Here is a 13,069-nt window from a genome sequence, read left to right as displayed (position 1 = left end):
GCACCGTGGTGTGATCTGCGAGAAGTGCGGCGTTGAAGTCGCGCTGGCTAAAGTTCGTCGTGAGCGCATGGCGCACATCGAACTGGCCTCGCCAGTTGCTCACATCTGGTTCCTGAAGTCGCTGCCGTCGCGTATCGGCTTGCTGATGGACATGACCCTGCGTGATATCGAACGCGTTCTCTACTTCGAGAGCTATGTCGTTATCGATCCAGGCATGACCACCCTTGAAAAAGGTCAGCTGCTCAACGACGAGCAGTACTTCGAAGCGCTGGAAGAGTTCGGCGACGATTTCGATGCCCGCATGGGTGCCGAAGCTGTCCGTGAGCTGCTGCACGCTATCGATCTGGAACACGAGATTGGCCGTCTGCGTGAAGAAATTCCGCAAACCAACTCCGAAACCAAAATCAAGAAGCTGTCCAAGCGTCTGAAGTTGATGGAAGCCTTCCAGGGTTCCGGCAACCTTCCAGAGTGGATGGTGCTGACCGTTCTGCCGGTTCTGCCGCCAGATCTGCGTCCACTGGTCCCGCTGGATGGCGGTCGCTTCGCGACTTCCGACCTCAACGATCTGTATCGTCGAGTGATCAACCGTAACAACCGCTTGAAGCGCCTGCTTGATCTGTCCGCTCCGGACATCATCGTGCGCAACGAAAAGCGTATGTTGCAGGAAGCCGTCGACGCACTGCTCGACAACGGTCGTCGTGGCCGCGCTATCACCGGTTCGAACAAGCGTCCTCTGAAATCCCTGGCTGACATGATCAAGGGTAAGCAAGGTCGTTTCCGTCAGAACTTGCTCGSTAAGCGTGTCGACTACTCCGGTCGTTCGGTAATTACCGTAGGTCCGACCCTGCGTCTGCACCAGTGCGGTCTGCCGAAGAAAATGGCTCTCGAGCTGTTCAAGCCGTTCATTTTCGGCAAGCTGGAAATGCGTGGTCTCGCTACCACCATCAAAGCTGCCAAGAAGATGGTCGAGCGCGAGCTGCCAGAGGTTTGGGACGTTCTCGCTGAAGTGATCCGTGAACACCCGGTTCTCCTCAACCGTGCACCGACCCTTCACCGTCTGGGTATCCAGGCGTTTGAACCGGTACTGATCGAAGGTAAGGCTATTCAGCTGCACCCGCTGGTCTGCGCCGCGTACAACGCCGACTTCGACGGCGACCAAATGGCCGTGCACGTACCGCTGACACTGGAAGCCCAGTTGGAAGCGCGTGCGTTGATGATGTCGACCAACAACATTCTGTCGCCAGCCAACGGTGAGCCAATCATCGTTCCGTCGCAGGACGTTGTATTGGGTCTGTACTACATGACTCGTGAAGCGATCAACGCCAAGGGCGAAGGTCGTGTGTTCGCGGATCTGCAGGAAGTTGACCGTGTGTTCCGTGCCGGCGAAGCCGCACTGCACGCTAAAGTCAAAGTGCGGATCAACGAAACCGTTAACGATCGTGATGGTGGCAGCGTCAAGAACACCCGTATCGTCGACACTACCGTCGGCCGTGCGCTGCTGTTCCAGGTTGTCCCGCCTGGCCTGTCGTACGACGTCGTCAACCAGCCAATGAAGAAAAAGGCGATCTCCAAGCTGATCAACCAGTGCTACCGCGTGGTTGGTTTGAAAGAGACCGTGATCTTCGCTGACCAGTTGATGTACACCGGTTTTGCTTATTCGACCATCTCCGGCGTTTCCATCGGTGTTAACGACTTCGTTATCCCGGATGAAAAAGCCCGCATCATCGGTGCTGCTACCGACGAAGTGAAAGAGATCGAAAGTCAGTACGCCTCCGGCCTGGTAACCCAGGGCGAGAAGTACAACAAAGTGATCGACCTTTGGTCCAAGGCGAACGACGAAGTTTCCAAGGCGATGATGGCCAACCTCTCGAAAGAGAAAGTCATCGACCGTCATGGCGTCGAAGTCGACCAGGAGTCTTTCAACTCGATGTACATGATGGCCGACTCGGGCGCACGGGGTTCTGCTGCGCAGATCCGTCAGCTCGCCGGTATGCGTGGCCTGATGGCCAAGCCGGACGGTTCCATCATCGAAACGCCGATTACTGCGAACTTCCGTGAAGGTTTGAGCGTACTTCAGTACTTCATCTCCACTCACGGTGCTCGTAAAGGTTTGGCGGATACCGCGTTGAAAACTGCGAACTCCGGTTACCTGACTCGTCGTCTGGTAGACGTGGCGCAGGATCTGGTTGTGACCGAGATCGATTGCGGCACTGAACATGGCCTGGTAATGACTCCGCACATTGAAGGCGGTGACGTTGTTGAGCCGTTGGGTGAGCGCRTATTGGGTCGTGTCATTGCCCGTGACGTGTTCAAGCCAGGTACTGAAGAAATCATCGTTCCTGCCGGTACGCTGGTAGACGAGAAGTGGGTCGAGTTCATCGAGCTGAACAGCATCGACGAAGTGATCGTGCGTTCGCCGATCAGCTGCGAAACCCGCTACGGCATTTGCGCCAAGTGCTACGGCCGTGATCTGGCTCGTGGTCACCAGGTGAACATCGGTGAAGCGGTCGGCGTTATCGCTGCCCAGTCCATCGGTGAGCCGGGTACCCAGCTGACCATGCGTACGTTCCACATCGGTGGTGCGGCAAGCCGGACCTCCGCAGCTGACAGCGTTCAGGTGAAGAATGGCGGTACCGTCCGTCTGCACAACCTGAAGCACGTTGAGCGAGTGGATGGTTGCCTGGTTGCTGTGTCCCGTTCCGGTGAGCTGGCGATCGCTGATGACTTCGGTCGTGAGCGCGAGCGTTACAAGCTGCCGTACGGTGCTGTGATTTCGGTTAAAGAAGGTGACAAGGTCGACGCTGGCGCAATCGTGGCCAAGTGGGATCCGCACACTCACCCAATTGTTACCGAAATGAAAGGTACCGTGACCTACGTGGGCATGGAAGAAGGCATCACGATCAAGCGTCAGACTGACGAATTGACCGGTATGACCAACATTGAAGTACTCGACGCCAAAGACCGTCCAGCTGCCGGTAAAGATATCCGTCCTGCTGTGAAGATGGTTGATGACAACGGCAAGGATCTCCTGCTGCCGGGTACCGACGTAATTGCTCAGTACTTCCTGCCTGCTAACGCCTTGGTCGGTGTAGCGGACGGTGCGAAAATCGCGATCGGTGATGTTATCGCTCGTATTCCGCAAGAAACTTCGAAGACTCGTGACATCACCGGTGGTCTGCCGCGTGTTGCCGACTTGTTCGAAGCTCGTCGTCCGAAAGAAGCCTCGATTCTGGCTGAAGTCAGCGGCACCATCGCGTTCGGTAAAGAGACCAAAGGCAAGCGCCGTCTGGTCATTACCCCGAACGACGGTAGCGATCCGTACGAAGAGCTGATTCCGAAGTGGCGTCACCTGAACGTCTTCGAAGGCGAACAGGTAAACCGCGGCGAAGTTATCTCCGACGGCCCGAGCGATCCACACGACATCCTGCGTCTGCTGGGTGTGAGTGCGCTGGCCAAGTACATCGTGAACGAGATCCAGGACGTTTACCGTCTGCAAGGCGTGAAGATCAACGACAAGCACATCGAGACCATCCTGCGTCAGATGCTGCGTAAAGTTGAAATCGCTGAGTCTGGCGATTCCAGTTTCATCAAGGGCGACCAGATGGAATTGACTCACGTTCTGGTAGAGAACGAGCGTCTGGCTGGCGACGAGAAATTCGTTTCCAAGTTCACTCGCGTACTGCTGGGTATCACCAAGGCGTCGTTGTCCACCGAATCGTTCATCTCGGCGGCTTCCTTCCAGGAAACCACTCGCGTATTGACCGAAGCGGCGGTAACCGGCAAGCGCGATTACCTGCGCGGCCTGAAAGAAAACGTGGTCGTGGGTCGTCTGATCCCGGCCGGTACCGGTCTGGCTTATCACAGCGAGCGTAAGCGTCGCCGTGATGCTGACAAACCGTTGCGCGTAAGCGCCAGTGAAGTGGAAGCTGCACTGACCGAAGCGCTGAACTCTAGCGGTAACTGAGTTCTGCGATAAATGAGCGTAAGGCCCTGACCGCTCCGTTCATCGAATCGAGACAATTTGTCGAGGTTTGAAGGGCGGAGAGATCGGGGCCTTGCCTTGACTGGGGGCAAGATCCTCTTTAGACTCTTGTACCCCTAAATTTGGCGGGAATTCGTTCCTGCCATTTTGCTTTTCTTGCAAGACAATAGCGTCGCAAGACAACAGTGGAGCTAGTAGATGGCAACTATCAACCAGCTGGTACGTCAGCCGCGTAAGCGTATCGTCGAGAAATCCGACGTACCTGCGCTGCAGAACTGCCCGCAACGTCGTGGCGTATGCACCCGTGTGTATACCACCACGCCGAAAAAACCTAACTCGGCACTGCGTAAAGTATGCCGTGTGCGTCTGACCAACGGTTTCGAGGTTTCCTCGTACATCGGCGGTGAAGGCCACAACCTGCAAGAGCACAGCGTGGTACTGATCCGCGGCGGTCGTGTAAAAGACTTGCCAGGTGTTCGTTACCACACCGTACGCGGTTCTTTGGATACTTCCGGCGTTAAAGGTCGTAACCARGGTCGTTCGAAGTACGGTACCAAGAAGCCTAAGTAGTAGCGGCTTTTTGTAAAAACTGATTTTCTATTTTTCTGAGTCGATAAGAGTAAGGTCGGAGGCGTCCCGTACGGGCACCGATTCCGAGCGAACCTGAAGACCGTTTGAGGGCTTATCCATGCCAAGAAGACGCGTAGCAGCCAAGCGCGAAGTGCTTGACGATCCAAAATACGGCAGCCAGATCCTGGCCAAGTTCATGAACCACGTAATGGAAAGCGGCAAGAAAGCCGTTGCCGAACGTATCGTTTATGGCGCGCTGGAAAAAGTTAAAGAACGCAAGAACAGCGATCCCCTGGAAATCTTCGAGAAAGCTCTCGACGCCATCGCTCCGCTGGTCGAAGTAAAGTCGCGCCGTGTAGGCGGTGCTACTTACCAGGTTCCGGTCGAAGTTCGCCCGTCCCGTCGTAACGCTCTGGCAATGCGCTGGTTGGTAGACTTCGCCCGCAAACGCGGCGAGAAGTCTATGGCTCTGCGTTTGGCTGGCGAACTGTTGGACGCCGCTGAAGGTAAAGGTGCTGCAGTTAAGAAGCGTGAAGACGTGCACCGTATGGCTGAAGCCAACAAGGCTTTCTCGCACTACCGCTTCTAATTTTAGCGTCACTAATTTTGCGAGGGCTTTATGGCTCGTACAACACCGATTAATCGCTACCGTAACATTGGTATCGTTGCACACGTGGATGCTGGTAAAACCACCACCACCGAGCGCGTCCTTTTTTACACTGGCAAAAGTCACAAGATGGGCGAGGTGCATGACGGCGCCGCGACCACAGACTGGATGGTTCAGGAGCAGGAGCGTGGTATTACCATTACTTCTGCTGCTATTACCGCCTTCTGGCAGGGTTCTGAGAAGCAGCACAAGGACCAATACCGCTTCAACGTCATCGATACCCCGGGCCACGTTGACTTCACTATTGAAGTTGAGCGTTCCCTGCGTGTTCTCGACGGCGCGGTAGTTGTGTTCTGCGGCACCTCGGGTGTGGAGCCTCAGTCGGAAACCGTATGGCGTCAAGCCAACAAGTACGGTGTTCCACGTCTTGTTTACGTAAACAAGATGGACCGTGCTGGTGCGAACTTCCTGCGCGTGATCGGTCAGATCAAGCAGCGTCTGGGTCACACTCCGGTGCCGATCCAGTTGGCTATCGGTTCCGAAGACAATTTCCAGGGTCAGATCGATCTGTTGGCCATGGAAGCTGTTTACTGGAACGATGCTGACAAAGGCATGGTTCCACGTCGCGAGCCTATCCCTGCTGAGCTGCAGGAATTGGCTAACGAGTGGCGCGGTAACATGGTTGAGGCTGCGGCCGAAGCCAGCGAAGAGCTGATGAACAAGTACCTCGAAGGTGAAGAACTCACCAACGCGGAAATCAAGGCCGCTCTGCGTCAGCGTACTATCGCTGGTGAGATCGTTCTGGCTGTTTGCGGTTCTTCCTTCAAGAACAAGGGTGTTCCCCTGGTTCTCGACGCCGTTATCGACTACCTGCCGGCTCCTACCGACATTCCTGCCATCAAGGGTACTGACCCGGATGACGAGACCAAGGAAATGGAGCGTCACGCAGACGACAGCGAGCCGTTCTCGGCTCTGGCGTTCAAGATCGCTACCGACCCATTCGTGGGTACCTTGACCTTTGTTCGAGTTTACTCGGGCGTGTTGGCCTCCGGCGACGGCGTGATCAACTCGGTTAAAGGCAAGAAAGAGCGCGTGGGTCGTATGGTGCAAATGCACGCAAACGCCCGTGAAGAAATCAAGGAAGTGCGCGCTGGTGACATCGCGGCCTTGATCGGCATGAAGGACGTCACCACTGGTGAGACTTTGTGCAACGCTGACAAGCCGATCATCCTCGTTCGCATGGACTTCCCGGAGCCGGTTATTTCGGTTGCCGTAGAGCCTAAGACCAAGGATGACCAGGAAAAAATGGGTATCGCTCTGGGCAAACTTGCTCAGGAAGATCCATCTTTCCGCGTCAAAACCGATGAAGAGACTGGTCAAACGATCATCTCCGGCATGGGCGAGCTGCACCTGGACATCCTGGTTGATCGGATGCGCCGTGAGTTCAACGTCGAAGCCAACATTGGTAAGCCTCAGGTTTCCTATCGTGAGCGCATCACGAAGAACTGTGAAATCGAAGGCAAGTTCGTTCGTCAGTCCGGCGGTCGTGGCCAGTTCGGTCATTGCTGGATTCGTTTTGCTCCTGCTGACGAAGGTCAGGAAGGTCTGCAATTCGTGAACGAAGTCGTGGGTGGTGTGGTTCCTAAGGAATACATCCCGGCGATCCAGAAGGGTATCGAAGAGCAGATGAAGAACGGCGTTGTTGCCGGCTATCCGCTGATCGGCCTGAAGGCTACCGTGTTCGATGGTTCTTACCACGACGTCGACTCCAACGAGATGGCGTTTAAGGTGGCTGCTTCCATGGCGACCAAGCAACTGGCCCAGAAGGGCGGTGGTGAGTTGCTTGAGCCGATCATGGCGGTAGAGGTTGTTACGCCTGAAGACTATATGGGTGACGTGATGGGCGACCTTAACCGTCGTCGCGGCATGATTTTGGGTATGGAAGACACGGTCTCCGGCAAGGTAATTCGCGCCGAAGTTCCGCTGGGCGAGATGTTCGGTTATGCGACCGACGTTCGTTCCATGTCCCAGGGTCGCGCAAGCTACTCTATGGAATTCAAAAAATACAATACAGCTCCGTCGCACATCGTCGAAACTGTTACCAAAAAACAAGGCTGATTCAGCCCTTTAGGCAAGGAGTTAATTGTCGTGGCTAAAGAAAAATTTGATCGTTCCCTACCGCACGTCAACGTTGGCACCATCGGTCACGTTGACCACGGTAAAACCACCCTGACTGCTGCTCTGACTCGTGTTTGCTCCGAGGTTTTCGGTTCGGCTATCGTTGATTTCGATAAAATCGACAGCGCRCCAGAAGAAAAAGCTCGTGGTATCACCATCAACACCGCACACGTCGAGTACAACTCGAAGATTCGTCACTACGCTCACGTTGACTGCCCAGGTCACGCTGACTACGTGAAGAACATGATCACTGGTGCTGCCCAGATGGACGGCGCGATCCTGGTTTGCTCGGCCGCTGATGGTCCGATGCCRCAAACCCGTGAGCACATCCTGCTGTCMCGTCAGGTAGGYGTTCCGTACATCGTGGTTTTCCTGAACAAGGCTGACCTGGTAGACGACGCTGAGCTGCTGGAACTGGTTGAGATGGAAGTGCGCGATCTGCTGAGCACTTACGACTTCCCRGGCGACGACACTCCGATCATCATCGGYTCGGCTCGTATGGCTCTGGAAGGCAAAGACGACAACGAAATGGGCACCACTGCCGTTCGTAARCTGGTTGAAACTCTGGATAGCTACATCCCAGAACCAGTTCGTCTGACCGACAAGCCGTTCCTGATGCCAATCGAAGACGTATTCTCGATCTCGGGTCGCGGTACTGTTGTGACTGGTCGTATCGAGCGCGGTATCGTTCGCGTACAAGATCCACTGGAAATCGTTGGTCTGCGTGACACTACCGTCACCACCTGCACCGGYGTTGAAATGTTCCGTAAGCTGCTCGACGAAGGTCGTGCAGGYGAGAACTGCGGCGTGCTGCTGCGCGGCACCAAGCGTGACGAYGTTGAGCGTGGCCAGGTTCTGGTTAAGCCGGGTTCGGTTAAGCCGCACACCAAGTTCACCGCAGAAGTTTACGTTCTGAGCAAGGAAGAAGGCGGCCGTCATACTCCGTTCTTCAAAGGCTACCGTCCACAGTTCTACTTCCGTACTACTGACGTGACTGGTAACTGCGAGCTGCCAGAAGGCGTTGAAATGGTAATGCCAGGTGACAACATTCAGATGACTGTTACCCTGATCAAAACCATCGCGATGGAAGATGGTCTGCGTTTCGCTATCCGTGAAGGCGGTCGTACCGTCGGCGCTGGCGTCGTAGCCAAAATCATCGAGTAAATTGTTGTAATGTCTTTTTCGGGCCGGCATAATGGTCGGCCTGATTTTGTTTTAGGTCAGTAGCTCAATTGGCAGAGCGACGGTCTCCAAAACCGTAGGTTGGGGGTTCGATTCCCTCCTGACCTGCCAGATTCACTTGGTGTGTCTGGCTTTCTTTTCACAGGATCTTCATAGATGACTCCTAAAGCTGAAGCTCAAGGCTCTCGCTTCGATCTGCTCAAGTGGCTAGTAGTAGTTGCTTTGGTGGTTGTTGGCGTTGTTGGCAATCAGTATTACTCTGCTTCGCCGATCCTGTACCGCGTACTTGCATTGCTCGTCATTGCTGCTGTAGCTGCCTTTGTAGGCCTGCAGACAGTTAAGGGCAAGTCTTTCTTTGTACTGGTTAAGGAAGCTCGCACCGAGATTCGTAAAGTCGTATGGCCAACTCGCCAAGAAACCACGCAGACCACGTTGATTGTTGTGGCTGTTGTTCTGGTTATGGCGTTGCTGTTGTGGGGGCTTGATTCCCTGCTCGGCTGGCTTGTTTCCTTGATTGTCGGCTAAGGGTGTCCCGTGGCTAAGCGTTGGTACGTTGTGCATGCTTACTCCGGTTACGAGAAGCATGTCWTGCGCTCGTTGGTAGAGCGCGTAAAGCTGGCTGGCATGGAAGATGGCTTCGGCGAAATTCTGGTTCCCACTGAAGAAGTGGTTGAAATGCGTAATGGCCAGAAACGCAAAAGCGAGCGAAAGTTCTTCCCAGGTTATGTGCTGGTACAGATGGACATGAATGAGGGTACTTGGCACTTGGTCAAGGATACTCCTCGGGTGATGGGCTTCATTGGCGGTACTGCCGATAAACCAGCACCAATCACTGATAAAGAGGCAGAAGCAATTCTGCGTCGCGTTGCTGATGGTAGCGACAAGCCGAAGCCGAAGACGTTGTTCGAGCCAGGTGAGTCGGTGCGTGTCAACGACGGGCCGTTTGCTGATTTTACTGGCACGGTTGAAGAAGTTAACTACGAGAAGAGCCGGATCCAAGTGGCAGTGCTCATTTTCGGTCGCTCTACCCCGGTAGAGCTAGAGTTCAGCCAGGTCGAAAAAGTCTAGCTGAGCAAGCATCCCAACCCCGCAGCCCTAGGCTGTGGGGTTTTGTCGTCACTGGGATAAACGCGCAAGTAACCGGGGAGCCTTTCGAGGCGTTTGAACCCGTAATTGGAGTGCCTCATGGCCAAGAAAATTACCGCTTACATCAAGCTGCAAGTGAAAGCCGCTCAGGCTAACCCAAGCCCACCTGTTGGTCCTGCTCTGGGTCAGCACGGCGTGAACATCATGGAATTCTGCAAGGCCTTCAACGCCCGTACTCAGGGTCTTGAGCCAGGTCTGCCGACTCCAGTGATCATCACTGTCTACAGCGACCGTAGCTTCACTTTTGAAACCAAGTCCACCCCTGCTTCGGTTCTGCTGAAGAAGGCTGCTGGTCTGACTAGCGGTTCCGCTCGTCCGAACACCGTTAAGGTTGGCACCGTGACTCGTGCTCAGCTGGAAGAAATCGCGAAAACCAAAAACGCGGATCTGACTGCAGCTGATATGGAAGCAGCCGTGCGTACTATCGCCGGTTCTGCTCGTAGCATGGGCCTTAACGTGGAGGGTGTGTAATGGCTAAGTTGACCAAGCGTCAAAAGGCTATCGCCGGCAAAATCGAAGCAGGCAAGTCCTACAACTTTGTAGACGCTGCTGCTCTGCTGGCTGAGCTGTCGACTGTCAAGTTCAGCGAGTCGTTTGACGTTGCTGTAAACTTGGGTGTTGACCCGCGTAAATCTGACCAGGTTGTTCGTAGCGCTACTGTGCTGCCACACGGCACTGGCAAGACCGTTCGCGTTGCTGTGTTCACCCAGGGTCCAGCTGCTGAGGCCGCTCTGGCTGCCGGCGCTGACCGTGTAGGTATGGACGATCTGGCTGCCGAAATGAAAGGCGGCGACCTGAACTATGACGTAGTTATCGCATCCCCGGATGCAATGCGCGTTGTTGGTCAGTTGGGTCAGATCCTCGGTCCACGCGGCCTGATGCCAAACCCTAAAGTCGGCACCGTAACTCCAGACGTAGCTACCGCGGTTAAAAACGCCAAGGCTGGTCAGGTTCGTTATCGCACCGACAAAAACGGCATCATCCACACTTCCGTTGGCAAGATYGGTTTCGACGCCGTCAAGCTGAAGGAAAACGTTGAAGCCCTGATCGCTGATCTGAAGCGTATCAAACCAGCTTCCTCGAAAGGCATTTACGTCAAGCGCGTTACCCTGAGCACCACTATGGGCCCAGGTCTGGTCATCGACCAAAGCTCGCTCGACGCGTAAGACACAAGTTGGCGCAAGCGATTGCGCCAATTGAAAGATTGGGGTCCCTGCCTGGCGGGGGCTATCCAAGACCGTAGGCGACGTAAGTCTTAAACCTCAAGCCTACGCAGATGGTGCTCCCGGTTCCTTACCGAATCAGACACCAAAACGACATCCGACTCCGGTTGGATGAAACGGTAACAAGCAGGAGTTAAACCCGTGGCAATTAAACTCGAAGACAAGAAGGCCATCGTCGCTGAAGTCAACGAGGCTGCCAAAGTCGCTCTGTCCGCTGTCGTGGTTGATGCCCGTGGCGTAACAGTAGGCGCGATGACCGGACTCCGTAAAGAGGCTCGTGAAGCTGGCGTTTTCGTACGTGTAGTACGTAACACTCTGCTCAAGCGCGCTGTTGCTGACACTGAATTCAGTGTTCTCAACGACGTGTTCACCGGCCCGACCTTGATTGCATTCTCCAACGAACATCCGGGCGCTGCTGCTCGTATCTTCAAGGAATTCGCAAAAGGTCAGGACAAGTTCGAGATCAAGGCAGCTGCGTTCGAGGGCAAGTTCCTCGCAGCTAACCAAATCGACGTACTGGCAACTCTGCCGACCCGTGACGAAGCAATTTCTCAGCTGATGAGCGTGATTCAAGGCGCTACCAGCAAATTGGCTCGTACTCTGGCGGCAATTCGCGACCAAAAAGAAGCAGTCGCAGCCTAAGGCTCGTCTCCTTCTCGCGTTTTTTGTTTATTTCGATGGTCGCGTAGGCCGTCCCCCAATTCAGGAATTAGATTCATGTCTATCTCTCAAGACGATATCCTCAACGCCGTAGCTGAAATGTCGGTTATCCAGGTTGTTGAGCTGATCAAAGCTTTCGAAGAAAAATTCGGCGTTACCGCTGCTGYTGCMKCKGCTGGYCCAGCTGCTGCTGCCGCTGTTGTTGAAGAGCAAACYGAATTCAACGTCATGCTGCTGGAAGCTGGCGAGAAGAAAGTTAACGTGATCAAGGCAGTACGTGAACTGACCGGCCTGGGCTTGAAAGAAGCCAAGGCTGTAGTTGACGGCGCTCCTGCCATGGTTCTGGAAGCCGTATCGAAAGATGCCGGTGACAAAGCCAAAGCTACTCTGGAAGAAGCAGGCGCTAAAGTCGAGCTGAAGTAAGCATCGACTTTGCTCCTCCAGCCCGAGCGTTAAGCGAAAGGCTGATGGCTGGTGGCTCTTGCCACCGGCCTTTTTCCGTTATTGGCAGCCGACTGGGTCGGTGCTGATAACGAGCTGTAACCACCCGATGTGGTGGCGCAAACCATGGGGTTTGCACGATTTTCTGGCTGCTCCCGTCGGGAGGGGCCAAACAAGCAGGTGACCAAGCTGGGGAACGCTGATGGCTTACTCATATACTGAGAAAAAACGTATCCGCAAGGACTTTAGCAAGTTGCCGGACGTCATGGATGTGCCGTACCTCCTGGCCATCCAGCTGGATTCGTATCGTGAATTCTTGCAAGCGGGAGCGACTAAAGATCAGTTCCGCGACGTGGGCCTGCATGCGGCCTTCAAATCCGTTTTCCCGATCATCAGCTACTCCGGCAATGCTGCGCTGGAGTACGTCGGTTATCGCCTGGGCGAACCGGCATTTGATGTCAAAGAATGCGTATTGCGCGGTGTAACTTACGCCGTACCTTTGCGGGTAAAAGTGCGCCTGATCATTTTCGACAAAGAATCGTCGAACAAAGCGATCAAGGACATTAAAGAGCAAGAAGTCTACATGGGTGAAATCCCCCTGATGACTGAGAACGGTACCTTCGTAATCAACGGTACCGAGCGTGTAATCGTTTCCCAGCTGCACCGTTCCCCGGGCGTGTTCTTCGACCACGACCGTGGCAAGACGCACAGCTCCGGTAAACTGCTGTACTCCGCCCGCATCATTCCTTACCGCGGTTCGTGGTTGGACTTCGAGTTCGACCCGAAAGACTGCGTGTTCGTGCGTATCGACCGTCGTCGCAAGCTGCCTGCATCGGTACTGCTGCGCGCGCTGGGCTATACCACTGAAGAAGTGCTGGACGCTTTCTACACCACCAACGTCTTCCACGTGCAAGGTGAAAACCTCAGCCTGGAACTGGTGCCTCAGCGCCYGCGTGGTGARATTGCYGTYCTGGAYATCCWGGATGACAARGGCAAGGTTATTGTCGAGCAAGGTCGTCGTATCACCGCTCGCCACATCAACCAGCTGGAAAAAGCCGGGATCAAAGAGCTGCAAGTGCC

At 54.8% G+C, this 13,069-nt stretch carries 11 protein-coding genes, 1 tRNA gene and 1 pseudogene; all 13 read left to right on the top strand.

Features of this window, described 5'->3' with window-relative positions; translation table 11 throughout:
• The coding region (gene rpoC, locus AC1DSG_RS19645) for a DNA-directed RNA polymerase subunit beta' (RefSeq protein ID WP_477792373.1) at positions 1–3,964 on the top strand (3,964 nt) is incomplete at its 5' end.
• A gap of 216 nt (positions 3,965–4,180) precedes the next feature.
• Positions 4,181–4,552, top strand: a complete 372-nt coding sequence (gene rpsL, locus AC1DSG_RS19640) for a 30S ribosomal protein S12 (RefSeq protein WP_002555494.1) — start codon at positions 4,181–4,183, stop codon at positions 4,550–4,552.
• A gap of 118 nt (positions 4,553–4,670) precedes the next feature.
• Complete coding sequence (gene rpsG, locus AC1DSG_RS19635) at positions 4,671–5,141, top strand: 30S ribosomal protein S7 (RefSeq protein WP_002555493.1); 471 nt, start codon at positions 4,671–4,673, stop codon at positions 5,139–5,141.
• Between the two features lie 30 nt (positions 5,142–5,171).
• The gene (gene fusA / locus AC1DSG_RS19630; protein WP_223521829.1) at positions 5,172–7,277 is read left to right on the top strand and encodes an elongation factor G; all 2,106 of its coding nucleotides are present in this window, start codon (positions 5,172–5,174) and stop codon (positions 7,275–7,277) included.
• 30 nt (positions 7,278–7,307) lie between these two features.
• Positions 7,308–8,501, top strand: a complete 1,194-nt coding sequence (gene tuf, locus AC1DSG_RS19625) for an elongation factor Tu (protein WP_027924378.1) — start codon at positions 7,308–7,310, stop codon at positions 8,499–8,501.
• 53 nt (positions 8,502–8,554) lie between these two features.
• Positions 8,555–8,630: transfer RNA gene (locus AC1DSG_RS19620), tRNA-Trp, on the top strand.
• Between the two features lie 45 nt (positions 8,631–8,675).
• A complete protein-coding gene (secE, locus tag AC1DSG_RS19615) occupies positions 8,676–9,044 on the top strand; it encodes a preprotein translocase subunit SecE (RefSeq protein ID WP_007896620.1) in 369 nt (122 codons plus the stop codon).
• A 9-nt stretch (positions 9,045–9,053) separates the two neighbouring features.
• Positions 9,054–9,587, top strand: a complete 534-nt coding sequence (gene nusG, locus AC1DSG_RS19610; protein WP_477792372.1) for a transcription termination/antitermination protein NusG — start codon at positions 9,054–9,056, stop codon at positions 9,585–9,587.
• A 117-nt stretch (positions 9,588–9,704) separates the two neighbouring features.
• Complete coding sequence (gene rplK / locus AC1DSG_RS19605) at positions 9,705–10,136, top strand: 50S ribosomal protein L11 (protein WP_007933726.1); 432 nt, start codon at positions 9,705–9,707, stop codon at positions 10,134–10,136.
• Positions 10,136–10,831, top strand: coding sequence for a 50S ribosomal protein L1 (gene rplA / locus AC1DSG_RS19600; RefSeq protein ID WP_008041297.1), 696 nt, complete (start codon positions 10,136–10,138; stop codon positions 10,829–10,831). Before rplK ends, rplA begins: the two co-directional genes overlap by 1 nt.
• A 198-nt stretch (positions 10,832–11,029) precedes the next feature.
• Entirely contained in the window at positions 11,030–11,530 is a 501-nt protein-coding gene (rplJ, locus tag AC1DSG_RS19595; RefSeq protein ID WP_452628342.1) for a 50S ribosomal protein L10, read from the top strand.
• A gap of 75 nt (positions 11,531–11,605) precedes the next feature.
• Complete coding sequence (rplL, locus tag AC1DSG_RS19590; RefSeq protein WP_477792371.1) at positions 11,606–11,971, top strand: 50S ribosomal protein L7/L12; 366 nt, start codon at positions 11,606–11,608, stop codon at positions 11,969–11,971.
• A 220-nt stretch (positions 11,972–12,191) separates the two neighbouring features.
• A pseudogene (gene rpoB / locus AC1DSG_RS19585) lies at positions 12,192–13,069 on the top strand (DNA-directed RNA polymerase subunit beta); the annotation flags it as partial.

It is taken from the genome of Pseudomonas sp. P5_A12 (assembly GCF_056400685.1).
This window is presented reverse-complemented; position numbering and strand designations above follow the sequence as displayed.